The 25,157-nt window shown below is 55.7% G+C and carries 22 protein-coding genes and 1 pseudogene; 12 read left to right on the top strand and 11 right to left on the bottom strand.

Going from position 1 to position 25,157, the window contains the following annotated elements; all coding sequences use genetic code 11:
• Positions 1-32: 32 nt before the first annotated feature.
• Both H9K76_RS13875 and H9K76_RS13870 read right to left on the bottom strand, forming a co-directional pair.
• Complete coding sequence (locus tag H9K76_RS13875; RefSeq protein WP_187595988.1) at positions 33-1,265, bottom strand: anion transporter; 1,233 nt, start codon at positions 1,263-1,265, stop codon at positions 33-35.
• A 551-nt stretch (positions 1,266-1,816) separates the two neighbouring features.
• The gene (locus tag H9K76_RS13870) at positions 1,817-2,890 is read right to left on the bottom strand and encodes an SDR family oxidoreductase (RefSeq protein WP_187600641.1); all 1,074 of its coding nucleotides are present in this window, start codon (positions 2,888-2,890) and stop codon (positions 1,817-1,819) included.
• A gap of 70 nt (positions 2,891-2,960) precedes the next feature.
• Here H9K76_RS13870 and H9K76_RS13865 point away from each other — a divergent pair, with 70 nt between their 5' ends.
• Both H9K76_RS13865 and H9K76_RS13860 read left to right on the top strand, forming a co-directional pair.
• Entirely contained in the window at positions 2,961-3,350 is a 390-nt protein-coding gene (locus tag H9K76_RS13865) for a MerR family transcriptional regulator (protein WP_187595987.1), read from the top strand.
• A gap of 767 nt (positions 3,351-4,117) precedes the next feature.
• Positions 4,118-4,256: pseudogene (locus H9K76_RS13860) on the top strand (IS5/IS1182 family transposase); the annotation flags it as partial.
• A gap of 270 nt (positions 4,257-4,526) precedes the next feature.
• Here the strand turns inward: H9K76_RS13860 and H9K76_RS13855 are convergent.
• Complete coding sequence (locus H9K76_RS13855; protein WP_187595986.1) at positions 4,527-6,203, bottom strand: sensor histidine kinase; 1,677 nt, start codon at positions 6,201-6,203, stop codon at positions 4,527-4,529.
• Between the two features lie 403 nt (positions 6,204-6,606).
• Between H9K76_RS13855 and H9K76_RS13850 the strand changes: the two genes are divergently transcribed.
• Positions 6,607-7,964 (top strand): IS3 family transposase gene (locus H9K76_RS13850; RefSeq protein WP_246475014.1). Its coding sequence is split into 2 segments (ribosomal slippage): positions 6,607-7,072 and positions 7,072-7,964, totalling 1,359 coding nucleotides; the frame shifts between segments, so codons are not numbered across the junction.
• A gap of 246 nt (positions 7,965-8,210) precedes the next feature.
• Here H9K76_RS13850 and H9K76_RS13845 read toward each other — a convergent pair.
• The 5 genes from H9K76_RS13845 to H9K76_RS13825 all read right to left on the bottom strand — a co-directional run bounded on the left by H9K76_RS13845 (position 8,211) and on the right by H9K76_RS13825 (position 12,898).
• Positions 8,211-8,864: an inovirus Gp2 family protein gene (locus tag H9K76_RS13845; RefSeq protein ID WP_187595985.1), complete on the bottom strand. Its 654-nt coding sequence runs from the start codon at positions 8,862-8,864 to the stop codon at positions 8,211-8,213.
• Positions 8,865-9,141: 277 nt separating this feature from the next.
• Positions 9,142-9,333, bottom strand: a complete 192-nt coding sequence (locus tag H9K76_RS23690; RefSeq protein ID WP_187595984.1) for a helix-turn-helix transcriptional regulator — start codon at positions 9,331-9,333, stop codon at positions 9,142-9,144.
• Positions 9,334-9,607: 274 nt separating this feature from the next.
• Complete coding sequence (locus tag H9K76_RS13835; RefSeq protein WP_187595983.1) at positions 9,608-11,083, bottom strand: YfjI family protein; 1,476 nt, start codon at positions 11,081-11,083, stop codon at positions 9,608-9,610.
• Positions 11,084-11,132: 49 nt separating this feature from the next.
• Complete coding sequence (locus tag H9K76_RS13830) at positions 11,133-12,326, bottom strand: tyrosine-type recombinase/integrase (protein ID WP_187595982.1); 1,194 nt, start codon at positions 12,324-12,326, stop codon at positions 11,133-11,135.
• Between the two features lie 254 nt (positions 12,327-12,580).
• Entirely contained in the window at positions 12,581-12,898 is a 318-nt protein-coding gene (locus H9K76_RS13825) for a hypothetical protein (RefSeq protein ID WP_187595981.1), read from the bottom strand.
• A gap of 125 nt (positions 12,899-13,023) precedes the next feature.
• On the opposite strand from H9K76_RS13825, the gene H9K76_RS13820 reads away from it, so the two are divergent.
• Positions 13,024-14,370: a hypothetical protein gene (locus H9K76_RS13820; RefSeq protein ID WP_187595980.1), complete on the top strand. Its 1,347-nt coding sequence runs from the start codon at positions 13,024-13,026 to the stop codon at positions 14,368-14,370.
• Positions 14,371-14,372: 2 nt separating this feature from the next.
• On the opposite strand, the gene H9K76_RS13815 is transcribed toward H9K76_RS13820, so the two are convergent.
• Positions 14,373-14,804: a hypothetical protein gene (locus H9K76_RS13815; protein WP_187595979.1), complete on the bottom strand. Its 432-nt coding sequence runs from the start codon at positions 14,802-14,804 to the stop codon at positions 14,373-14,375.
• Positions 14,805-14,930: 126 nt separating this feature from the next.
• Between H9K76_RS13815 and H9K76_RS13810 the strand changes: the two genes are divergently transcribed.
• The 3 genes from H9K76_RS13810 to H9K76_RS13800 all read left to right on the top strand — a co-directional run bounded on the left by H9K76_RS13810 (position 14,931) and on the right by H9K76_RS13800 (position 18,618).
• Positions 14,931-15,911: a hypothetical protein gene (locus tag H9K76_RS13810; protein WP_187595978.1), complete on the top strand. Its 981-nt coding sequence runs from the start codon at positions 14,931-14,933 to the stop codon at positions 15,909-15,911.
• A 98-nt stretch (positions 15,912-16,009) separates the two neighbouring features.
• Positions 16,010-16,939, top strand: a complete 930-nt coding sequence (locus H9K76_RS13805) for a hypothetical protein (RefSeq protein WP_187595977.1) — start codon at positions 16,010-16,012, stop codon at positions 16,937-16,939.
• Positions 16,940-18,009: 1,070 nt separating this feature from the next.
• The gene (locus H9K76_RS13800) at positions 18,010-18,618 is read left to right on the top strand and encodes an IPTL-CTERM sorting domain-containing protein (RefSeq protein WP_187595976.1); all 609 of its coding nucleotides are present in this window, start codon (positions 18,010-18,012) and stop codon (positions 18,616-18,618) included.
• On the opposite strand, the gene H9K76_RS13795 is transcribed toward H9K76_RS13800, so the two are convergent.
• A complete protein-coding gene (locus H9K76_RS13795) occupies positions 18,568-19,110 on the bottom strand; it encodes a GNAT family N-acetyltransferase (RefSeq protein WP_187595975.1) in 543 nt (180 codons plus the stop codon). The two genes, H9K76_RS13800 and H9K76_RS13795, sit on opposite strands and share 51 nt — an antisense overlap.
• Positions 19,111-19,300: 190 nt before the next feature.
• Between H9K76_RS13795 and H9K76_RS13790 the strand changes: the two genes are divergently transcribed.
• Together H9K76_RS13790 and H9K76_RS13785 are read left to right on the top strand one after the other, a co-directional pair.
• Positions 19,301-19,714: a hypothetical protein gene (locus tag H9K76_RS13790; protein WP_187595974.1), complete on the top strand. Its 414-nt coding sequence runs from the start codon at positions 19,301-19,303 to the stop codon at positions 19,712-19,714.
• A 54-nt stretch (positions 19,715-19,768) separates the two neighbouring features.
• Positions 19,769-20,401 (top strand): hypothetical protein, encoded by a 633-nt coding sequence (locus H9K76_RS13785; RefSeq protein WP_187595973.1) that lies wholly within the window; start codon positions 19,769-19,771, stop codon positions 20,399-20,401.
• Positions 20,402-20,709: 308 nt separating this feature from the next.
• Here the strand turns inward: H9K76_RS13785 and H9K76_RS13780 are convergent, their stop codons facing one another.
• Positions 20,710-21,330: a LysE family translocator gene (locus tag H9K76_RS13780; protein ID WP_187595972.1), complete on the bottom strand. Its 621-nt coding sequence runs from the start codon at positions 21,328-21,330 to the stop codon at positions 20,710-20,712.
• Positions 21,331-21,468: 138 nt separating this feature from the next.
• Between H9K76_RS13780 and H9K76_RS13775 the strand changes: the two genes are divergently transcribed.
• From H9K76_RS13775 to H9K76_RS13765, 3 genes are all read left to right on the top strand, one after another.
• Positions 21,469-22,965 carry an aminotransferase-like domain-containing protein gene (locus H9K76_RS13775; RefSeq protein WP_187595971.1) on the top strand — a complete coding sequence of 499 codons (1,497 nt, stop codon included), beginning with the start codon at positions 21,469-21,471 and terminating at the stop codon, positions 22,963-22,965.
• A gap of 531 nt (positions 22,966-23,496) precedes the next feature.
• Positions 23,497-24,519 (top strand): porin, encoded by a 1,023-nt coding sequence (locus tag H9K76_RS13770; protein ID WP_187595970.1) that lies wholly within the window; start codon positions 23,497-23,499, stop codon positions 24,517-24,519.
• A 116-nt stretch (positions 24,520-24,635) separates the two neighbouring features.
• Complete coding sequence (locus H9K76_RS13765; RefSeq protein WP_187595969.1) at positions 24,636-25,133, top strand: hypothetical protein; 498 nt, start codon at positions 24,636-24,638, stop codon at positions 25,131-25,133.
• Positions 25,134-25,157 lie beyond the last annotated feature (24 nt).

Below are 25,157 nucleotides of genomic sequence, written 5' to 3'. Positions count from 1 at the left end.
ATTGGAGGGGCTGGGTCAGGCCTGAACCGGAGTCAACCGGCCATCCGCCACCACAGGTAAAGCGCCGTCACGGCCATGGTGGCCATCGTCACAGGTACGCCGATGCGGGCGTGACGCCGCCAGTCGATGACGACCCCGCGGCGCGCCGCGGCATCGACGACGATGATGTTGGCGATGCTGCCAACGATGAGCAGGTTGCCGGCAAAGGTGCTCGCCAAGGCCAGCAAGGGCCCCGCGAACGGGTGGTGGGCGACAGGCAGCAGCAGCATCACCGCAGGGACGTTGGAAACGATATTGGACAGCACGAAAGCCGCCCCAAACAGCGGAGCCGGGTGGTCCAGATGAAGGCCCAGCGCTGTCGAATCCGCCACCAGCTGCGCCGGGATGCCGGTGCGTTGCAGTGCATCGTTCACGACGAACAGGCCCATGAAGAGCACCAGCAACTCCCAGTCGATCAGGCCCAGCATCCTGCTCGAATGCAGGCGCCGGCTCATCAGCAGCACACCGGCGGCGGCCAGCGCCACAATCTCTCTCGGCCAGGGGGCAAACAGGAACAGCAGCAGGATCACGAGCGCCACGAGCAGTCCCTTGGCGGTCTGCCAGCGGTCCAGGGCCTGCGCCTCGGACTCCGGCCGTACCTCGGTCTGCGCGCTGACCGCAAGCTGCCACTGCCCCCCGACACGGGCGACGATCACCGCCCAGGTCAGTACCAGCCCGACGAGCACAGGCATGGCCGCTTCGGCCGCATAGCCTACAAAGGACATGTGCAGAGTCTGGCCAATGAGCATGTTCTGTGGATTGCCGATCAAGGTGGCCGCCGACCCGATATTGGCCGCACATGCTAGGCCCAGCAGGAAAGGGATCGGGTCCAGGCTGCGGCGCATGCAGGCATCCACCAGCACGGGAGCGACGGCCAGGCAGACGATGTCGTTGCTGAACACGGCAGACAACAGCGCCACGACCGCTATCAACACGCCCAACAGCGCCGGCGGCGTGACTGGCAACGCCGACAGGCGCACGGTGATCCAGTCATAGAAGCCCCCGAGACGCATCTGCGCGGACACCACCATGAAGGCAAACAGCAGCAACACCGTCGGCAGGTCGATCGAGCGCGCGGCCTGCTCGACGGAAACCGCTTCGGTGGCGATCATGGCGATCGCACCAAGCAGCGCGATGCCGGTGCGATCCAATTGCAGGAACGGCAGGCCCCCAAGAATCATCCCAAGGTACACCAATCCGAAAATCGCCAGCACAGTTGCAGTCATGGGTGGATTATCCGTGCTGCACGTCAGGCCCCCAAGATGGAGGACTGTCCCGGCACCGATCGGTGCCGGGACACCTCCTGCCCTGCCGGCTTTGCACCGAATGCGAAGATTCCAGCGTCCACTGCCGCGCCAGCAGCGCCCGTGGACAAAAAATCGCCGATAGATGGTGAGGCCCATTTGCGCCGGATCCTTGACGGCCCATCACACACGGCCCTATGCAAGTGCAGTCGCTACTACCTAGTGCATGCTGAAACGTGCCTCATTGGCACTGCGTGGCCGCTGGTAGCACGCGATATCGAGAGCCGGCCTGTATGTCGCACCCGAACCTTCTCGATGTCCTGCTCCCTCGTGCTGAGTCACCACCAACATATCCTGCCCATGTCTGAATTAGGCTGATTAGGGCACATGATTTGCGGCCATGTCCAACACCATCAGGAGGCCGCTTTTGCATGTGCCGAGATGGTGCTGCCGCCCCATTGCTAGCATTGGCAAACGCACATCTAGGCCGTGCTCTGGAGCGAGCCATCCTGCCTGTCGTCTCAATGAAGAAGTCAGCAGGCCTTGGCCATGCAATAGGAGTTGACGAACCTTGCGGTGTGCTGCAAAGACTGGCGTATGTCCGGCTTGGCTATGCCATGCCGGTTGGCAAATTGCTCGGCCGCCGCTGTGTCGAAACGAGTAGTCTGGATAAAGTCCAATGCTTCTGCGTCTGTATTAAAGAACCGCGCAATGGGGGGAATGCTTAATAACAGCTTCAGCAGTCGGAGCGGAATGTGATGCTTGGGAGCCTTCAAGCCCAAAGGCTGCGCCACCTGCACCAGGAGTTCTTGCAGGTGGGGGGTTTGGTCATCAAGCGCCAGCAGTTCCTGCCTCCCCATGGCAGGATCAAAAGCGCAAGCCGCCACCAGCTCAACCAGGTGGTCCACGGTGACCAATGGCAGCCAATGCTCGGCAGTACCCGGCACCGCTGTAAGCTTTCCCTGCACAAGGTTGCGTATTAGTTCCACCAACGGCTGGCCGTCAAGGATATGTCCCGTGCGGCTGTGACCGCACACCGTCGCAGGGTGGACAATGGTCATCTCCCCACCCTTGGCGGACATGAGCTCCAATACCGCAAAATGGGCCTCGAGCTTGCTCCCCTCGTAAGCCCCGACATGCTGGTAGACGGTAAGCCAATTTGTCAGTTCCGGACAGCGAGGATCAATTCCGATGCGTTGCAGATGCTCCTGGTTTTTCAGCATGTAGCCACCAAGCATCACTAGCCGGCTTTTCTGTTCGGCAGCCAACAGCGCCACGCGCTTTGCCCCTTCTACATTTACCGCACGAGAATGCTCCACTGAAAGCCCCCAAGCGAAGTGGGCCCCAAGATGGAACACGACCCCGACGTGCCTTAGCACTTCTCGGTCAGCAAGGCTCAGCCCGAGATTGTCCCGTTCCAGATCGCCAGCCACGGCAAACACTCGGGACGCACATCCTCCCAAATTGTTGATTTGCTCCCGCAGTGCTGCCAGTCTCTCCGGGCGACGCATCAGCACCCGAATGGTGTGACCTTTTGCACTCAGGTACGCCACCAAATGCTGACCGATGAATCCGGTACCTCCAGTGACAAAGCACTCCACGCTCATTTCCCGTTCCTTGGTAAGGTAAAAATCGAGTGTAAAGTGTCGACCCAACTCTACAGTCAAGCGTTATTTCATGAAAATCGGTGAACTCGAGGCCCGAAGTGGTGCCAGCCGTCATACGCTGCGTTACTACGAGCAAATCGGCCTGATCTCGCCACTGCGGCAAACCAACAACTATCGCGTGTACACAACGCAGACTCTGCAGGATCTGGACTTTATCCAGCGGGCGCAAAGCATGGGGTTTTCGTTGGGAGAAATAGGCGAGATCCTGGATGCCCAGCGGAACAAGCTGATCGATTGCGCTGACGGCGCCAGACTGATTGAAAAGAAGATGGTCGAGATCAGACAGAAGATCACCGACCTCCAAAGCATTTACCGGTATCTAGATGCAGAACGTGCCAATCTCGAAGCTAGCGCTGCCAAGCAACTTGAGCTTCAGCAACTAAAAAGCTCTTCGAACTGAGCAATCAACATCCGGAAAAGGTAAGTTGCCGCATGCTTCCTGGTTGCACCCGCGCTTACGCATGTTTCTACAACCTTTCGGACTGAGCTATCCAGCATCTACCACCAACTGCTGGCTCAACTGGCCTTTGCCGCAGGCATGCGGGTCTACGTCCTCAACGCCAAAGACGTGAGCCTGTAGCCTGGGGCGTATGGAAGTCGGGTAAAGCGTTTGAGCCTGAGCGATATATGACAGAGAGTGCTTGCGTAAAAACATAGAACCTGCTTGCTACGGGATGGCCACCCCGTGTGCTGGAACCACGCCAACTGCGATGTCTTCGTCGATGCGGCAGCCGACCTGTGGAAGGATTGGTGACGCCAAGAGGCCTACCCTGATGCGGTCACAAGCCAGTAACCGCTTTTTGGCCATCAGCGGCCAGCCAGCGAGATGGCCTCGACCGGCTGCAATCGCTGTAGAGCTGAAGTTGGTGTTCGAGGGCCTGCTTCAGGCTGATCTCCGTCACTCGCGCACAGGTTTCTGAGCGACAGCAATCACCAGCACATGCTGTTGGGCGCCGTCTGCCTAGAAGTGCCGCTTCACCCTCAAGACGCCGGTCACCCGATTGCGTGGATCGTCGTGCCTCTAGACGAAGGACCACTTCCGCGTGCCCCGACAGGCTTGTGTCGACCCGTTGCAGTTGTTCCGCGTTGGCTTACAGACGTCGGCCTTGCAGCGATTGCCGCTGCTCGTAGTCGCAATGCTTCCTAACGGTCACCCCCCATACCGGCCACCCGTTCCGAGTGATCAAGCAGCAATTGGGTATGCAAGCTGCGCTACAGGGGCCTCCAAAAGAACACGGCACGGCTGACGATGCTGTTTGCGCTGGGCAATCTGTGGATGGCCAGGAAGCGGATCATTGCGCTACAGGTGGGGGTGCGTCTGCGGGGTGCCGAGGTGGCACCGCAAGGGCTGAAACGGGCCTGTAAACCATGTCAATCGGGCCTAAGCGGATTGCGCAGGAATCAGGCGACCAGCCGCTCAACATCGGGCTGTGCTGGGCTCGCGAATGGGGTTTTGCAGACCTTCCCTAGGCCTTCACGCCAACATCTGTAAACATACAAGCGACCCTAATTGCACCACATCAAGGGCCGGGCGCTCTATTTAGCCCGTTGTTGTCGCGCTGAATGCTCCAAGGCCTTAAATCGGGTGCGCGCTATGGCTGTCCATTGCGCGCTCCTTGCTCCGCAATGCCAGTGTATGTATGCCGGAAAAATCGAACCTCTCCAACATTTCTTTGAGTAGGGCAGTGAACGGCGCATGACTGGACCGTTGGCAATGAAATTCGATCCAGCTTTCGATATCCGTGAGACGACCGTGCAATGCCAGGTTGGCAAGCTCATCCAAGGCCGCCTTTTCCGGTAGAGCCTGCCCGGGCAAGTCCAGATCTTGCGGCGGTTCGCCATGGCATGCCATGCTCGGAGGGACAATAGACCAATTCGAATCAGCGTCACTGAACTCAGGAACGGACAACGCGAAAGAAAAGGTGGAGCCTTGACCAACGGTACTGGTGACGTGCATGGTGCTGCCCATGGCTGAAAGAATGCGCTGTGCAATGAATAAGCCCAACCCCGTGCTTCCGCTTGTGGCCTGAACCTGCTGAAAGGCGCCGAATATATCGATGTTGGAATTCAAGTCGATTCCAACTCCCGTATCACTCACAGCGAAGTGCAGGGAGTGCCCTTCTTCTTCGGGCTCCAGAGTGACAGACAGGTTTATCGCTCCGTTACGTGTAAATTTTGCTGCGTTGGAGAGCAGATTGAGCAGCACCTGCCGCAGGCGATTGCCATCCAAGTACATCACCCTGGGGATTCTCTGGGGCAGTTGACAGCGAAAGCGGTTGTTCTGTTTTGAACATAAAGCGAGCGCATACCCCGAAATATCATTCAATAAAGGAAGTAGTTCCGTTGTTGTGGGCTTCAGGGCAAGTGGATGCAATTCCAGCGTAGAGTAATCCTGCAACTCATCTATTAAGCTTAATTGATATTTAATATTGTCCTGAATTGATATCAAGGCCTTTCTTTGCGCGTCAGTGGCATCATTGAGTAATAGTTCAGCATATCCAGAGATAGTCGCCAGGGGTGCACGCAGATCATGACTGATAAAACCCAAGGTTTCTGTCTTTTGTTGGTTTTTCACCTTGGCATCGGCCAGCGATTTTTGCTGCAATAAATAATTCCCATTGATCATCAAACAGATAGCGGTAATGGGCATGACTGCAGAAAAGACAAAAACGTAAGCGATTTGAATGTAAGAAGCTCCTGTGGGACCAGTAGGCACCAGATCAGGGATGAACAAGGTTGTGAAGCGGGTCAAGTAGACCAAGCATTCGATGGCCAGTGAAGTCGAGAGCAGGCGATTAATGAAGGACTTATCACCGTATCGAATGACAGTAATGAATTGAATGAATACAAAAACAAATAAAAAAGAGGTAAAGCTCATCAGTCGATATGGGTAATTTGGATTTCCCCACATGAACCAAAAAACCAAAACCTCAGAGATCACAGTGCAAGGTATAATTAAATACCGCATCAAGGGCTGGCCGTAGAATTTTCTAATGCCAAGCGTTTGCACGGCCACACCCAGCGTCAATAGATGATTCCCAATGGATGAATAGGAGTAGATTGTTGGGTTGTTATTAAACCACCCGGCATACAAACACACAGCCAAAGTGGCGATAAAAAATCCCAGTGTGTAAAGACCAATTCTGTTGATGCCAATCTGACGAATATGATTTGACAGAAGCAGAGGAATCAGTACAAGCCCTGAAACAAAGGCCGACGTAGCAAAGAATAGATTGTAGTTAATGGTGGTCATCTTGAGCTCGCTGTCAGATTACCCTCAACTTATTCGAAAAGACCAATGGCTATTGCGTGGCGCTGGGATCCATGGCCAGCGCAGAACTGATCTTGGAGTTGAACGTACATCGTCATGAGCCTTGCGTACAGATGTCGTAAGACTTTAGCACCTGGCAGCCCCTTGGCTCGCCGCTTGACCGTGACCAACTCATTGCCCTGAGTCTTCTCCCTCTGGATGACTCGATAGAAGGCTGCTTCAGTGATCACGAGGGGCATGACTGTTCTGGTTGCTGACAACGTTCGATTGTCGCTGGGCCGATGCAGCCTGCCTAAATGGGCATTTCCCTAATTGAGTCTGCTCTGACTGAATCGCCCCGGGTTTGAACTGACCCCCAGAAGTTGGACGAACTTGAAGGGGTTTCATGAAGAAGTACGAGACGGAGTTCAAACTGGAAGTGGTCCAGAGCTTCTTGGCAGGCGAAGGCGGCGCGAAGCTTTTGGCTCGTCGGTGGTCGGTGCCTGAGGAGAAGGTCCGCACCTGGGTGAGCCACTACCGACTGCACGGCATCGACGGCTTGCGCCCCAAGCGCAGCGCGTACAGTGCGCAGTTCAAGCTGCAGGTGCTGGTTCATCAGGATCGAGAGCAGCTCTCCAGCCGCCAGGTCGCAGCGCTCTATGACATCCGCAATCCCAATCAGGTCGTGGTCTGGCGACGCAATCTCGATCAAGGCCGCCTGCAGGCGCGCAAGAGCGGGAAAGAAGAACAGCCCAAGATGAAGCCAAAACGACGTTCTGCAGAACCGTTGAGCACGGTCGTTGCCGATGCGGAGAAAATCCTGCGAGAAGAGAACGACCGACTGCGCGCGGAGGTCGCGTACCTAAAAAAATTGCATGCCTTGATCCGGTCGAAGATGTCAGCTGCGCCGACAAAGCGCGCCTGATTACCGGGTTGAGGCATGACTATAAGCTGGCGGACCTGTTGGAGGTAGCAGGCTTGGCGCGCAGCACGTTCTACTACCAGTGCCAGGCGGCCCAGCGCGTCGACCAACAACGAGCCATGGAGGCCAGAATTCGTACTGTGTATGACGAGCACAAGGGCCGCTACGGATACCGGCGGATCACGGCAGCGCTGTGTAATTCAATGGCGGAGCCGGTCAACCACAAGTGCGTGCAGCGTCTGATGCAAAAGATGGGGCTGCGTGCGTTGATCCGGGCGAAGAAGCGCTCCCGGCATATCCCGGGCATGAGTGATGCGCACGTACCCAACGTTCTGCGGCGTGACTTCTGCGCGACTGCGCCGAACCAGAAGTGGGCGACCGATGTCACCGAGTTCAATGTACGCGGCCAAAAGCTTTACCTGTCAGCCTGCATGGACCTGTACTGCGGCGAGATCGTCTCGTACCGCATGGCACGGCGGTCAGTCTTCGAGCTGGTTTCCGGCACGCTCGAGACAGCGCTCTCGCGCGCCAAGTCCGCCGCTGACCTGATCGTGCACTCCGACCAAGGTTGGCACTACAAGATGCAGCCCTACAGAGCGATGCTGGCGAGTCATGGTGTCAAGCAAAGCATGAGCCGCAAAGGCAACTGCTTCGACAACGCAGCGATTGAAAGCTTCTTCGGCACACTGAAAGCCGAGTACTTCCATCTCGACAAACCCGACAGCATTGATGCGCTCGAAGCGGGCGTGCATGATTACGTCCACTACTACAACCACGAGCGCATCAAGTTCGGGCTGCAAGGGCTCAGCCCGGTGGAGTACCGGCTGAGAAGCACCGCCTGATCGGCGGAATCGTGACCGTCCAACTTCTGGGGGTCAGTTCAATCCCGGGGCGATTCAGTATTTGGACATATTTACCTCGGTGCTCAATATGTCTACGGACTCTACTGGCCCATGCGGCAGACTGCGAGAGGGTTTTCAAACAGCCTCGCTGCTTCTCAGCCATCTCTCGGCGATAGAATTTCTCGAGAAAATTCACAAGGGTCTCTATTGAATTAGAGACCCTTCACCTATGTCATCTAGTGTGAGTCAGATTCTGCTACACCCAAAGGTATGGAAACCTTGTCCAAACTCCTTGGTTGCCATCTTGCACAAATAGCTAGATCGAAAGAAGGCCTCATCGAAAGATTGAGGATCATCCCTTCTAATCAGATATGTGGGATTCTGGGGAATGTGGATCAGCCCTACCAGATCATCCATCAAAACACCTAAGGCGCGTGCCCAGGCCTTGTGAATACGGCTGTACATGTTGTTGCTCTCTAGGTTGAAATCACCAATATGAGCATATGCGTCGTGATTCAGTAGAAGAGTGAGATGGTAGTGAACTCTGCCAGTGCTGCTTACCTCTCGCACCCATGTATATCGCACATCGGTTTCATGAACACGATTTCCCAACTTCCGACTTCGGTGTTGGGAGCACTGAATCTGAGAGCGCAGAGATGAAAAGAACTTATTGACTAAGTCATTGTCGTTCAATACTGCTGAAAAGTAGTTGTCAGGAATATGTAAATCGAATCGCATCGCGCATACGCGGGGATATTTTTCTAATGCTTTGTTAAAGCAATTTAGTGTCCTCGAAAGATTTTCTTCAATTAATGGACCGTGATTGATTTGTACCTCATGGTCTTGATAGAAAGGGTCGTAATGAAGGCGGTTATTTGTGTTGAATGGGTTGCGTTTCATGATGTATGCATTGAGGTTGTTGAATGCATACGTTTGGCATTTCATGGGAAATTTTGACATTTCAACATCAATGGCTGGAGTTAATTTGGTTGCATGGTGTTTGATTGGCTTTGATAAAGCATTGAGTTTTATATTATTGTTAATTTAATTAATAATACTTAAACATACAAGAGCATGTAAATATTTTATAAATGTTTCTTGGGTAATCCTTGGTAAACATGGCAAAGGGCAGTCAATAGACTGCCCTTTGCTTTTTGCTTTTCACTCTTGGAAGTAACTAATTGATGCTCTGATCTCTAATGGCGATCTTGCTCTGAATCCATGTCTCAACCTCTGACTCTAGCCAACCAACTGCACGCAGTCCTAGCGGGATAGGTTTGGGAAAGGATGCATTCTTGATGAGCATGTATAGAGAGGTCCTTCCCAGACTTGTTCTGTGTAGCACTTCTTTTAATTTGAGAACTCGCATGATGAATTTCAATGTTTATGACATTGAATTGCTCGCAGACGGTTATTCTCGAGTTTTCAAAATTACGACAGCTATGTGGCTGTTGCCTAGATACTTCTATTGCTTAGGAGTCGGATTAATTAGATGTGCACAGTCTTTCGTTTGAGAATTTCGATGGCGGTATTCTTGGGTCGAGTGAAAAAATCAAGATTTCCATAGGATGGTTAACGAAGCCTAGCTACTGTAGCAACTGTAGCGAAGATATTTTTGATCTTTTTTGAAATTTCAATTAAATTCATACTGAATATTTTCTCAATAGATCATCATGATCGGTAAAGCGCTGGGTAATAAGACGCACTGTCATTGGTTTGGTGTGAGGGAGAAAGAGGATTTCTTTACGCCGCTCCAGATTTTTAATTGCAGTCATCATTTTATCTTTTGAGCGTATGGAATATGGGCCAAACTGATAAAGGTCTCTTACTTCAATATCTATGTCTCTTAAGTTATGGCGGCTATTTAAGTGAGTTAATAGGAGGTTTCCCATTTCATCTTCAGTTATTTCTTTTTTCATGTGCCGTATGAACTTTATATATTGGTGTGAATACCATTCTGTGATGTGCCATGCAGATCTAACTGATGCAATTCCTATTTCATCTGAGTTTTCTTCTGGAGAAAAAGAATGGATGAGCGCTGATATCCTTGCTAAATTATTTCCTAGCTTGGAGGCCATGGCGCTGTGTTCGTGTAATAATCCGCTGGGTCTGATATGATCTTCAATATTCTGAAGCAACGATAGGTATTGTTTTTCAGCTTCCTCGGTAAATGATAGTTCCTTGTGTAGGGCGTCGGCAAGAATTCGATTTTCACTGAAGGCGAGCCAATGCTGCAATTTATCGAAGAAGTGCTTCAGGGTGCCTGCTGATCTCAAATCTCTTGGTATTCTTTCTATTGCTCGATAACCTTGGGTTGTCGTAGGCATTGTGATTAGGAATCTTGCCATAAATCCAGAGTTAAAGGATTGATTGTTTTTTCTATTGAAGTAGTCAATAATAACTCCGGGTTGAATCATCAATGAGATGCTAAGACGAGCATTGGTTAGAAGAAATTTGTTTTCCTTTCTTTTTACACTTACGGGGTCTCCATCCCACAATTCGTTCCAATGACCTGGCTTGCTTAAAGATCGACTGCTTATAACTGTAATACCTTCGCTTGAATGAAGGGCCGCAGATGGCCAATCTTCTTCAAGACCTTCCAGTAGTGCTTCACTTGTCACATCTGAATAGAGGATGCGCATTTGTTTTGGGGCTCTTGGCTCATTTTTAAAATGATTATGCATTTCAGCATAGTAAGCAGATTTATCTTCTTTATTTTTGTTGGCCAGCTTAATTGATTTGGCCAAATCCTTTTCCTCTAGTTCCCAGATGAACTTTTTGCTCAAGTACTGAAACATCTCTTCTTTTACCGATTTTGCATGTTCTTGTTCTAATTCTCTTATGATGTCTGTGAAGATGTTGTCGGTACTACTTTTGCGCTCTCCTGAGTCAGCAATGGTTAATATGTACAGGCTTGTTGGTAAAAGATGTCCAATTGGTGTTCGTACATTGAAGGCGCCTTGGCATGCAATTGACATAGTCGATAGCATCGACGAAGCAATTAGGCCGATTGGAGATTGAGAAATTCTAGCGACCTCTAGGATGGTATTTTTTAGTAGATCGGGAAGTTTATCGAGAGGAAAATTGTCGGGATTCGATGTCGATTGCTGTGTTTGCATGAGATGCCAGGGTTCATTAAAGAAAATATTATTATGATATTTCAATAAATTATGCCGTGTGAGCAATGAATTTTGCCCATTCTTGCATCATCTGGCGGCGCTTTTCCAGTGCGTCTCCTCGTCGATAAGCTGCCTCCACTTTGCTCTCCAAGGTGTGTGCAAGTGCCTGCTCGGCAACTTCTCTGGGAAAATTGGTTTTCTCCCCAGCCCAGTCTCTGAATGTAGAGCGGAACCCATGGGGGACAGCATCGATATTCATGCGTCGCATGACTGCCGTCATCGTCATATCAGAGAGAGGTTGGTCTTTGGTTCCAGGAAATAGCAGCTCGGTTCCTGCAATACGTGGAAGTGATTTCAAGAGGTGAAGGGCGGCATCCGATAGCGGCACCCGATGTTCCACTCCTGCTTTCATGCGCTCAGCAGGCACAGTCCAGATAGCGTTCTTGAAATCTATTTCTGTCCATATGGCACCTCTGACTTCTCCCGAGCGTGCTGCTGTCAGGATGACGAATTCCAGAGCGCGAGCAGCTATGCCGACACGTGACTGGAGGGCTGTCATGAACGACGGCATGTCATCGACTGCCAGGGCGCGGTGGTGCTCCACCTTTTGGATCTTCGATGGCGCGGCCAGCACTTTGTCCAGGTGGCCTTTCCAGCGGGCAGGGTTTTCTCCGGTGCGGTATTTGCGCACCGCTGCCCAGTCCAAGACGGATTCAATGCGGCCGCGCAAGCGACTGGCCGTTTCATTCTTGCTGCTCCAGATGGGCTCAAGGCACGCGAGCACGTGGGGCAGGTCAATCACAGAGACGGCGAGGTCCGCGAGAGCGGGCATGGCATAAGTCTCGAGGGTGTTTTCCCATTGCTGGCGATGCTTGGCATTTTTCCACTCGGAGGACTTGGCCTTGAGGAATTCTTCTGTGCACCAGCGGAAGGTTTTTTCTGTGGCCGCTTGCGCCAGGAGTGCTTGGCGCTGTTGGCGCCGGGGTGCCACGGGAGCATGCCCTTCACGAATGCTCTCGTGAATCTTCCAAGCGCGCTCCCGAGCTTCTGCTAGGCTCACCACAGGATAGGCGCCAAGTCCTATATCTTTGCGAGCATCTCCAACTTTGACGCGAAGCACCCAGCCTCGGTGGCCTGCAGATACGCGCAGGTGCAATCCTGCTACACCGCCTACGGCGTGGCGACCCTCTGCTTTGAGGGCCGCCACGGCGCGGTCAGAAAGTTGTTTGGCGATCTTTGGCATTGCGGGATTCCTTGATAGAGTTGTCCCACATTATGCCCACATAAAGCAATGGAAGTAATCGAATCTTGTTGAACGTTGATGAACTGCATGATGATTTAAAAGTGTTTTAAATCAAATGCTTATTGATTTATTAAGCATTGCATTGAACGCTATTTTGGAGGACTCCGTTTCCGCCAAAACAGAAACCCCTAAGTGACTGGTTCACTCAGGGGTTTTTTGTTGCCTTCTGAGGTGCTCTGGAGGCCGCACCTAAATTACTCCAAAATCATCTCGCACAGAAATACCTCGACTTCATCCGGCGCAAATGGGTTCGGGTTGGGCTTCTGCGTTTTCTGATTGTCGATACCTTCCGTCGCGTTCACTATGCGGCGAACTGGCTTGCGGATCATTTCGAACACGGCGCGTCGCGGGATCATGATGTTGTTCTGGGCCTTGCGACGCAAGGCGCGGAGGGTGCGCCCGGTGTTCACATAGAACCTTTCCTTGCTCAACTCGGCGAGCCGCTTGAGCACCACCTCGTGCGTGATCTTCTCGGGGCGCAGCGCACGTAAATGGCACGCGGAAATGCTCAACCTATCCGGGCAACCGCACCCAGAGCGCGAGCGGCTTTTCCGGTGCGCCGGTGACTGCCCCGGCTACTGCTGCGACACCTGCGGCAGCTCCGGCAACGTCCGGCGGCGGTGTTGCGGCAGGCTTCATGCCGGCATCGCGCGCCGTCTACAACGAATCCGGCAAGGAAATCGCCAATCTGGCTTCCCAGGGGCGCTACGGTGCAGCCGCGGGCGAAGCAGTGCGCGGCGCTGCTGCGTACATTCCCGCTGTTGCTGACGGCGTCGTGGGCGGTGCGGTGCGCGCCATTGCCCCGGGGATCATCGACGCGGGCAAGCAGGTATTCGGGTTGAACAGCGCGCAGGCCGCGCAGGCGACTCCGGCTGCTGCGCCCCCACCATCCGCCACCGGTGTGTCCGCGATCACGAATCCTACGGACGCACGGCTTGCCGCGGGCACGCAAACCACACCCGGCGCGGCTGCGCCAGCAGCACCCACAGCGGCACCAGCACCATCGGCCGCCCCAGCGCCGTCCGGCATGGTCACGCGTGGCGGCAACAGCTACTCCGGCACCAACGTGGCGGGCGATATCACCATCAACGGGGCGGCACCCCGCAATGGCGGCGCAATTAGCGCGCGCAACGACCAGGCCGCCGAGAATCTGGCCGCCGGCTTCCGGCCGGGCATGGGTAACCAAATCGCCGCGGCGCCACAGCCCGGCCTTGGCTTCGGCCCAGGCTCTGTACTGGAGCGCCAGCAGCAGGCAGGATTCACCGGCGTCATCGGCCAACAGGGTGGCAATGGCAATATGTGGGCCCGAACCCCCGAGCAGCAGCGCCGCGACGCCGAAGTGCAGCCATCGTCCATCCACGGACGCACCGCCGCGCTGGGCGTCAATGCGCTGCGCTCCTTCGAGGCGCAGGACGTGGAGAACGTGCGCGGCGCCAATGCGCTGCAGCGCGCGTCACTCGAGCAGTCAGCCGCGAATGCACGTTCCGCCGACCAGAACGCGACGGAGCTCCAACGGACCGGCATGCGCGAGCAGGGCGAAACCACACGGGCTGGCTTCCGCGCACGCTCCGACGCAGAGCGCAACCAGATGGAGCGCGAGCGCCTGAACATGGACCAGACCGCCCGCGGCTTCCAGACCCGCGCTGCAACGCGGCTCGAGGCACTGCAGAACGCGTATACCGCGGCAAAGACGCCGGAAGAGCAGGGAGCCATCGCCAAGCAGATCCGCGAGATTCAGGGCACAGAGAAGCCGGATCAGTGGTCATTCGCGCCTGGTGGGCAAATCGTTGATCCGAAGACCAATATGGTGGTCACCCAACCTGGCGTGATCTTCAACCGGGGAACAGGCGCGCTTCTGAATCAGCAGGGCGGGCAGGCTGCTGGCCCGATCGACAAGAATCAACAAGCACTTGCGATCAAAAATGACACCAGCATGTCGCTGGAGCAACGCGCCGATGCGCTTCGAAAGCTCGGCTACTCCTAGTTCTATGGCTTTTGAGGTGGCGCATCCTTGAGGAACTCCGCAATTTCGCTGCGGGGTTTCTCATTTCCGGGTGCTGTGGCGGCTGGTGGGATTGGAGGCTGTTGCCGCTCAATCGTCACAGTTCCTCCGCTGCCCAGCGCGATCAAGACCACCACGAGGGTGATGGCAGCAAACACAATGCCGAGAACAGCGACAACCTTGGCCAGCATGCTCCATACCGTCGGGCCGGTGTAGATGCCGGCCGCGCGCAACGTGCCGACATTCACTGCGATGGAGTAAACGCAAAGCCCTATACCTGCGAACATGGCCAGAGCGCTGCCTGGGGTGGCAGATACAAGCGCCAATGCCCAGATCAGAGAGCCCAGGAAGCCGTATCCCCAGTACGTTTTCGCGAGGCCTGCGCGGCCGGCCCAGACTGTCGAGATGATGTCCATGTCAGACCTCCAGCATGCGCAGGTTCGCGCGTTGCGTCGCTTGGCGGGCGTGGTGCAGGGCAGAGGTGGGCGTGGCTGCTGCTGTGGTCATGGGGTGTCTCCTGGCGGGATGATACAAGCAGTGACATGCACCATAATGAATCATTTCAAGGAGGACGCATGACTGTTTGTGTTGCTGCGCTGAGTTCAGATGGAGCGTCAGTTGTCGGTGCTTCAGATAGGATGGTTTCGACAACGGACAATCAAACGCGTCGCATGAAGATCCATCATCTTACAGATCAAATAGTTGCGATGATTGCTGGAGATGTTGCGTTGCACACCGAGTTGCTTAATGAGATAAGAGCAGCAATAGCAATTAATGCAGATACTCCTGAAAATATTTCTGTCAAATCTATCGCCGACACTTATGCCAGTGCGTTTTGGGAGGCCAAGAGAAGACGAGCAGAGCAACAGTTTCTTGCGCCGCTTGGACTAAATACAGGTACGTTCTTAGAACAGCAACGAAGTTTAAATGACAAGATCGTTGCTGACATCACGAGAGAAATCGTTGGATTTCAAATGCCTTCGTGTTCAGCGCTGATAATTGGCAAAGATGCAAGTTTAGGATATGTCAGAGCGCATATTTATGCCATGGAGTCAGGCGTTATAACATGCCATAATGAGACTGGATTTGCTTCGATTGGAGTCGGTTGGTATCAAGCAATGTCAAGTCTGATGTTTGCCGGGCATAGGGCTGAGCTCACGCTAGATTCGGTATTGTATATGACTCTTGCTGCGAAAAAGCGTGCAGAAGTTGCACCAGGTGTTGGTCAAGAAACCGATATGGTGGCGATTACTGTCCCAGACGAGAATTATGTGCTTTTTTCGGCTTCAACAATGGAACGGATGGAGTCGATTTATGCGCGATCAGAAGGTCATCATGATGCCATTAACCAAAATGCGATAAGGGAATGCCATGAGTTTTTCGATACCTTCCGTAATCCGCCCGCAAAACCTGATGTTGAGGAAAGAGTTGAACTCTCGGGAACACAGCCTCAACCAAATGACGTTGATCAATCAGGATCAGTTGCAGAAGCCCAAGCGCGGACTGACCCTGCCAGTGTTTAATCCGATGTTGGCAAAAGTTAATAAAGTTAAGAAGTCATCGACTGTTAATTGAGTCAACACTCTTTCTGAGATGGTCTAAATATTTTTTGGAGATGAGCATGAAATTAAAAATTATAGTTTCAGCCTTGTTTATTATGTCCTTTTTAACACCTTTTGTGGTTAAGGCTGACACTGTTTACTTTGCACAGCCTGTATTTTCTGGTGTTTCGGGGAAAGTTTTTTCTGATGTTGCGACAGGAAATGTTCTGGGTATTTATTCATACGGTGTTGGTGACATCACTAATTCGTTCGGTGGCTGGGCTATTTCCGACTTTACGGGGTTTAATGTAGGTGCGCCGCTATCTACATATCAGTCTGGAGCAGCGAGTGGTGTAAATACATATGGTTCAACCTCAGTTCAGATGAAGGGTGAGTATGTTGGGGTGATGCTTAATGGATTCACTGGCCCCGCAAATACTGCAATCAAAAATATCGGATACGGCCGAGCAGGCACTAATCTGTATCCGTGGTCTTCATCTCTGGGTGGTGATCCAAATGTCTGTATTTCATTTGATTTGAGTGTCCCGCAGTACTATACGGAAGGTGCGGCACTCTATATTGTTGCGTCACTCTATCTGATTGATAAAGTAACTGACAAGAGATTCTCACTGCTTATAACTGCTTGGGACAATCGTGAGGTGGTAACGACCGAAGGATATGTTGGGTACGATAGCAATACATATAGTTATATGTATGGCACCTATTTCGGAAGTGGCTCAAACTTTGTGACCAAACGGTCTGCTAGTAGTAATTCTTTAACCGGAACCGTTCCGAGTCTCAACTGGATGAGCGCTTGTGTATCCCGTAGTAATGTTGTAAATTTAATTAACGATGCAAACTCCAGTACGCATGGGTTTGGATTCAGTACGAATCCTGATAATTATTTGCTGGAATCCTATGGTGTTCAAACTGAGTCAGGTGAGATTGGTGGAAAAAAGGGATGGGTCGCTGCTAAAATTGGGGCGTTATGGATGATTAGAACAAACTGAGACTTCTAATCCCAGCCCTCCCCGCGAGGGCTTTTTCACGCGTGGGCTTGGCGGTGGGGCAGGGTTTTCGCCTAGTCTTTTTGTACTATGGCATCCTGGTTGACAATGCGTTACTGTTCGCAACTATGCCGAACACAATCTCACGTAACATCCGCGCCTCCTTGATTTCAGCTCTCACGGCTTTCCTTTCGCTAGGAATGCTGGCAGCGCCAGTCAAGGCACAGAGCATCGATACGGTATCCAACTGGCCTGGAAACTTCTGGTTTGGAGCGATGGGATTTCCAGATGTTCAGACCATTGGTCAAACGATCACGGCCCCCACCCAGGCATCTGTATTGCAGGGCTTTGGATTTCGCCTCAATCCTCGGGGAGTCGCATTCCCCCTCAAGCTCTATGTTTATGAGTGGGATGCAGTCAATCGCAGTGCGGTCGGCCAAGCACTATATACCAGCCCGGAGCAGAGAACCCAGGCAGTTGAACGTACTGAAACTCACGAGGTCACGGGGCTGGAGGTAGGTCTAATACCAGGTAAGCAATATGTGTTGTTTGGCAGCTTGGTGGGATTAGCCAATCAACCAGAATCTGCCTTCTGGTGGGGGGTTGCAAATCAATCTGCCTATACAGGTGGCGATTCGTTTTTCCTCTTAAATTCTCAAGGCACATGGACTAATAGCTCATGGAATCCCATTAATTCCCCGCTTGCCTTCACTGCAACGATTGTCTATACGAATCCGCCCGTGGCGCCTAGCCTCACCCTTGATTCCCGCAGTGACAATCAAGCAATATTCAGCGTGAGTCTCGCGGATTCAGGTGCTTATCCTCTTAAGCACTACGCTGTAAGTTGCACATCACAAGGTGGTGGTTCAACAGTATCTGCCACAGGCGCTAGTGGCCCAATCACTGTCACAGGCCTGACGAACGGTACAACATACGATTGTGCAGCAACCGCCACCAATCAGGGTGACATTACTGGACCTGCCTCTGCTCCAGTGAGTGTCACGCCAATCTCTGCACCAGCCATTACGGATCCTGGAACGCTGCCGACCGGCCGAATCAACCAGCCATACAGCTTGGCGCTGCAGGCCGCGGGAGGTGTTGCCCCCTACGCCTGGTCGGCCACGGGCCTTCCTGGCGACCTGACGATCGACCCGGCAACCGGCATCATCAGCGGAACACCGACAGTTGCGGGCACGTCGCAGTTCACCGTCACAGTCACGGATGACGCAGGTCAAGTCAAGAGAGCCCAGTTCACCATCGTCGTGGATCCGCTCGACCTGACCGTGACCACCCAGGCCCTGCCAGGCGGGCAGGTTGGCCAAGCCTACAACGCGAGCATCGTTGTCGCGGGTGGCGTGTCGCCGTACTCGTTCACGCTCACCGGTGACCTGCCTGAAGGGCTGACCCTGAACCCGGCGACTGGCGCCATCACCGGCAAGCCGACCAAGGCACAGACCAGCACATTCAGCGTCACGATCGAGGACAGCACGCTCCAGCCGCAGTCTGCGATGGCCAAGGCCGCCGTGCACAGCGTCACGCAGAGCTTCAGCATCACCGTGGCTGCCGCGCCTGTGGTGGCCGCTCCGACACCAGTGCCGACCCTCGGCGAATGGGGCGTGATCGCTCTGTCTTCACTGCTGGCGATGTTCGGGCTGGCGCGAAGCCGACGTCGTCAGGGCTGATCTGAGAGCCGCCTTCGGGCGGCTTTTTTCCGCGTGGAGACGAAAGCGCCGGAAGCGAATGCCCTCAACGTCAACTTCACCATCGGGTTCAAACCCCAGTCTGATAACCCCTTTTGTTTTGCTTCTGGTGGTTGGGAGAAGGATTGTGATGGAGTCCATCTGCATGCTGGTGAAAGCACGTTTGATGATCTCTTGATAGATGGCCTTGCCACATCCCCAGAAGCGCGGATGGAGCACCAGCGCAAGATCGGCATCACCATCCTCGTGCTGCAGGCCTCCCCAACCTGCAAACTGCTCATCAATTACAAATGCCCAGGGACCGTAGCCGTGTTGCTCCCATTGGGCATCCTTCTGACAGACCCATTCTTTGGCCTTTGCCTCGTCAAAGTTGGGACTGCCAAGAGGCATTTGGCGCAGCACTTCTGGGTGGTTGTTGAGTGCGATGATGTTCTGTAGATCGACTTCGGTGAGTCGCTTGAACTCCAAGTTCATTGTTCTGGATGTATGTGATCGTTTATTGGTCGGATCTGAAGGCTATCAGAGGAACGTTTGACCACTACAAAATTGGCCTTCTGGTGGGCTTTCGCGGAGTGCTGTACGATGCACCGAGGGTAGATGAAAACAACCCTTCTTTCGCCACCTCCGGGTGGCGTTTCTTTTGGGCCCGTCGTACCATCCGCCCATGATCCAGCTCACAGGAAACCCAGCCGTCGATTGGAAGCAGGCCCTCAAGCATGCGCGCAGGTGGGCGATTGGACTGTTACTGTATTGCCTCGTCTTCTCAGCTGCTTTCGCGAATGGGGGCGGAGTCCGCGTTGCCACAAGCAACTCGCCATCACTGTCACGCGTCATTGAGCTGCGCAAGTTAAAAGACAAGATTGATCACTCTGTCGATGCATGGGCTGAGAAACAAATTCTAGGTGTCTATCTGGATGAACAGCGTGATGTCGTGGTCATCGTTCATGGGCGATTTGGCACGCCTGACAGCGTGAGATCTTGGCTTGCCAGAAAAGATATAGGCTCAGACAACATTGCTATTCAACCAAGCACGTCGATGGTTGAAACCTGGCGCGACCCGTTCCACCATCAGAATTGACAGCAGCTCCCTTCTAGGGTTCGACCCCTGAGCCATTGACCGCGCAGTGGGGGTATGGCAAACCGTTCCTTTTCCTACGAAGAAGCCTTCGGGCCATCTCCATCCAAGCCGAAGAGCAACACTCCGGTTGAGAAGCAGACCTTCTCGTACGAGGATGCTTTTTCTCCGCCAGCGGAATCCAGGTCGCGTTCAATCGGCGCAGCTCTCAACGACACGGTCATCGAGGTGGCCAACGCGGCCGCGGGTGGCCTGTCCTCTGCGGCCAACTTTCTCCTCCCAGGCAACTCCTTGTCGAAGTTCGTGGACAAGAATATCGTCGAGGACGGTGAATCGACGCAGTCTGTTCTGATCAAGGCGGGGAAGCAGAAATTCCGCACCGAGATGGAGAACGCCAAGGGCGTGGGCGATGAGGTCGCCGCTATTGGCAACTATGTCGTTAACACCCCGTGTTGGCCGCGGGTCAGGCCGTTGGTTCTTTTGTCGTTCCGGGCGCGGCGGTCAAGGGTGGAGGTGCGCTCGCGCGGGGTGGGCGCTGACGCCAATGCCGTGACGCGCGCGCAGGGCAGGGCAGGCTGGCGGAGCTGTGGCAGGCGCGGCCATGGCCGGCGGCGATGCTGCTGGCACTGCGCGCGAGCTCGCGAGCAAGGCGGGCGCCACGGAAGAGCAGGCAGTTTCCGCCGGGCGTGACGCGAGTGTGCTGCCGGCCATCATCGGCGGGCTGCCCAGGCCGGCCCAACTGGACACGCAGCGTATGGAAGAGGCCGCAGGCTTGCGGCTTCTGTAGGGGAGCAGGACACCAGTGGGTCTCTCTCCTCGATGATGGCGCGCCTGCAGTGCCAGAGAGCAAACCGCGAGTCAGCGCATGGGACTGGATCCGCGTGTTGGCTCGCTGCCGCGCTGGCGCAAATCTCTGACCTGCTCGAATCATCTTCATGCCAAGCCGCAGCCTGGATTCCCGGTGCGTATGTCATGCCTTGCACATGCATGAACTGGGCTCAGGCGCTTGAGTCGACCAGCACGGGGTACAGGGACAGCAGCAGCAGGCCGGCCATGCACCAGTTGAAGCGGCGCAACGCCTGGGGTGAATGCAGCGCACGCCCTACGGCGCTGCCGAACAAGGTCCAGATGCTGATGCTGGGGTAGTTGACCACGCCCAGCACCAAGGCGGCCAGAACCAGATTGGCGAAGAAGTTCTCGCGCGGTGTATAGGTGGCAATGACACCGATGGCCATGACCCAGGCCTTGGGATTCACCCACTGGAATGCCGCCGCCTGCCAGAAACCGAAGGGTTTGGTGCTTGCACTGCTACCGTCCATGCCTGCGCTGCCCGCGATCTTCCAGGCCAGCCAGACCAGATAGGCCGCGCCCAGGTACTTGAGCGCGGTGTAGATCACCGGCAACTGTTCGAAGACTGCGCCCAGGCCGACACCTACCAGCAGCACCATGACGACCACGCCCAGGGTGATGCCCAGCATGTGGGGCACCGTGCGGCGGTAGCCGAAGCTGGCACCCGAGGCCGTCAGCATCACATTGTTGGGGCCGGGTGTGACGGAGCTGACGAAGGCGAACATGGCCAGCGGCAGCAGGAACGAGGTGGGGGCAAGATGGTCAGGCATGGTCAACGGGCATGAAGCAAATCCGGCGCCCTGTCCGCGCATGTCGCGAGCCGCGGCGCCGTCGGTCCATGCTAATTGCAGAGATCAGTACAGTAGCGGTACACTTTGCCGGATTGATTTGCTAACTGGCCTGCTCGCATGACCCTGACACTTGTTCCGGCGGCCGACGCCAACGCTGCCGTTCACCCCTCTGGCACCGCCTTCAAGGCCGTGGCGCCCTGGCGCCCGCTGCGATCCTCGGGCCTTTCGCTGGTAGAGCAACTGGTGGACCACTACGGTGGCCTGATCCGTCATCATGGGCTGCGCGCCGGCTCGCGCCTGCCTTCGGTACGCGTGCTGGCACAGGAGACGGGCGTCAGTCGTGACACCGTCGTCCAGGCCTACGACCGGCTGGCTGCACAGGGGCTGGTGCATTCTCGGCGTGGATCGGGTGTCTTCGTCAGCGCCCAGCGTGCGACCCAGATGGTGCCCCGCGTCAGCGATGTCTTGCCAACCCTTGAGCAGGGAGCGGCCTTCGACACGGCGTATCTGTTGCGCAGCATGTTCCGTGATGGCACGGAGCATTCAGGCAGCGCGGGCATGCTGCCACCGGACTGGCTGGACCAGGAGATGCTCGCTTCGGCCCTGCGCGCCGTGGGCCGCGGCAAGGGGCACGGACTGTTGACCTATGGCGTGCCCCAGGGCTACCTGCCGCTGCGCCAGCAGATCGCCTCCGTGCTGCAGGCCCAGGACGTGCCTGCCCACCCAGAGGACCACCTGATGACCGTGTCCGGGGCCACGCAGGGGCTGGATCTGATTGTGCGCAGCCTGGTGCGCGCCGGCGACACGGTCCTGGTCGAGGACCCCGGCTGGTTCCTGGTCTTCGGCCGGCTCAATGCCCTGGGTGTGAACGTGGTCGGCGTGCCCCGTCTGCCCGGTGGCCCCGACGTGGAGGCCCTGGAGCGGCTGGCCCGCCAGCATCAGCCCCGCCTGTTCATCCTGAACACCGCCGTGCACAACCCCACGGGGCAGACCCTGTCTGCCGGGGTGGCACACGAGGTGCTGCGCATTGCCGAGCGCCATGACTTCTATCTGGCGGAGGACGATACCTATTCTGACTTCCTGCCAGGCGTGCCCGTGCGCCTGGCCGCCATGGACCGTTTGCAACGCGTGCTGCTGGTGGGCGGCTATTCCAAGACGCTGGCTGGCAGCCTGCGCGTAGGTTATGTGGCAGCCCATGGGGACCTGATCCGGCGGTTGACCGATCTGAAACTACTGGGCGGCCTGACCACGGCACTTCCGGGCGAACAGGTCGTGCACCGCGTACTCGCCGATGGCCAGTACCGCAAGCACGTGGATCGCCTGCGCGAGCGCGTGGACCGCGCGCGCAACCGTTGCCTGCGTATGCTGGAAAACCTTGACTGCCGTGCGCAGCACGAACCGCAGGCCGGCATGTTCGCCTGGGTGGATTGCGGCATGGACTCGGAGGTGCTGGCCCGTCACGCTGCGGCGCAGGGCCTGTTGCTGGCGCCGGGCCTGTTGTTCTCGCCACGCCAGGCGGCAGGCAGCATGCTGCGTATTCCCGTTCCCATGGTGGAGCAACCCAAGGCCTGGAAGATCCTGGGTCACCTGCTGGCGCAGTTCCGGGGCCGATGAAGGCATACAGATGGGCCAAACCGGGAACCACCCCGCTGCAACCATATCGCCTCGCTGCATTGCAATTCCATGGTGGAATAACCGTTATGCAAAGCCACGCTGCCGCACCGTGTGCGCGCACGGCACCGACATATCCAGGAACAGCCCGACTCCTTCCGATGCCTGCCGCACGGCCATCCACAGACAGGGTTGCATGCACCACCTTGGTTGCCAGCAACGAGGGGGTACCGCCGCGCAAAGCCTGGGCCTGGTTCATCGGCGTGCTATTTCAATGGGATTCATCGCTTCCTCGTTCCGTGTGTGATGTAGGCACGACCGGAAAATTGCGAGCCTGTCGATGGCGCAGGGCAGGGCGCGCAAAAAGGTGTCCGGCAGGCAAACCGGCCCGTCGGATTCGATTGCGGTCTTGAAGCAACACTTGGGTAACTTCTATGAAAGGCGTGTTCCATCGTCATGCAAAGTGACTCGTGATACGGGTAGTACACCGGTACCAGACCCGATCACATTCCACATGCATAACAAAGGATGGGTATGAAAAAGACTCTGCTAGTGCTGGCCGCCGCTGCGGCGTGTGCCAGTGCTGCGCAAGCGCAATCGAACGTGCGGATCACGGGCCTGGCGGACATGTATATCGGCTCGATGAAAAAACCCGGAGACAGCGGCCGCACCCATGCTGTCAACAGCGGCGGCATGACCACCTCGTGGTTTGGATTCCAGGGTAGCGAAGACCTGGGAGGCGGCCTGAAGGCCGAGTTCGCGTTGAATGCATTTTTCCGTGGCGACACCGGCACGCCCGGCCGCTTCGATGGCGACCCGTTCTTTTCGCGGGATGCCTATCTGGCGCTGAGCGGCGGCTTTGGCCGCGTGTTGCTGGGCCGCAGCGTTGCACCCAACTTCCTGCCCACCATTCTGTTCAACCCCTATGGCGACTCATTCACGTTCTCGCCTCTGGTGCTGCACCAGAACGTATCGCTGTTCAACGCATCGGGCTGGAAGGGTACCAATCCCTCCGATACCGGATGGTCGAACCAGGTGATCTATAGCACTCCTGACTTCAACGGACTGAAGGCCAACCTGCACTACCAATTCGGTGAGCAGGCCGACAAGAGCAGCAAGAAGAACGTCGGCCTCAACGTGCTGTACTTTAGCGGTCCGCTGAGCATGACGGCCTTCTACGAAGACGTCGGCATGTCCGATCCGGTCCCCGCCGTGTTGCCGGATGGACGCAAGAACTGGATGTTGGGTGCTGCCTATGACTTCAGCGTAGTGAAGGCCTACGCCACCTACGGGCAGACCAAGGGGAAGAACGACGGCTTCAAGGGCAAGACGGCTTCTCTGGGCGCCACGGTTCCGCTGGCAGCCAACAGCCGGATCATGGCAGCCTGGGCGCAGACCAAGCTCGACCAGTCCGACGCCAAGCGCAACACCGTTTCGCTAGGCTACAACTACGATCTCTCCAAGCGCACCGACGTCTATGCCATCGTGATGCACGACAAGATCACGAACTTCGGCAACGGTACGAGCGTGGGCTTCGGCATTCGCCACCGCTTCTGATCGCGGCACGGCCCGCGGAAGCCTGGTACTCCAACGGGGGAGCGTGGGAGCCACATTCCTTGTTCCGGGCTTCCTTGCGGTCACTGCGATCGGCGTATTTCGATAGTCTGGAAACCATGCAAACCACCCTCTTCAAGAAGACGGAGCTCGGCACCCAAGCCCTCAAGACGCGCGACCCCTTGCTGCCGCAACGCCTGCGCACGGCCTTCATCCTGTTCGATGGCCACAAGACCGTGGCGCAGGTAGCCGCCCTGCTGCCGGCGACCGGGCCGGGCTCGCTGAGCGCCGAGGATGTGCAGGGACTGATTCAGTCGGGCCTGCTGGACAGCGCGGACGCTTTGCCCCTCGCGGTGGCACCCCTCAGGGATCGCGCCACCTCGCCCCATTCCTCACTTTCCCCGGCCGAGCAAAGTCGACGCTACACCAGCGCCTACTATCTGGCAGATGAGCTGGTGGTGAAACTGGGTCTGCGCGGCTTGCGGCTGCTGCGCGCGCTGGAAAAGACCACGGGTTACAACGACCTGGTGGCGCTACTGCCCAGGTTGCGCGAAGCCATCGCAGCATCGGACATGGAGCCACTGGAAGAGTTGTTGTTCGAGCCGACCGGCGGGTGAGGCCGGAACGCCACATGCCCCCGC

It is taken from the genome of Diaphorobacter ruginosibacter (assembly GCF_014395975.1).
In the GTDB taxonomy this organism is placed as follows: domain Bacteria; phylum Pseudomonadota; class Gammaproteobacteria; order Burkholderiales; family Burkholderiaceae_C; genus Diaphorobacter_A; species Diaphorobacter_A ruginosibacter.
The sequence above is the reverse complement of the archived record's forward strand: the minus strand, read 5'-3'. Positions and strand labels throughout refer to the sequence as shown.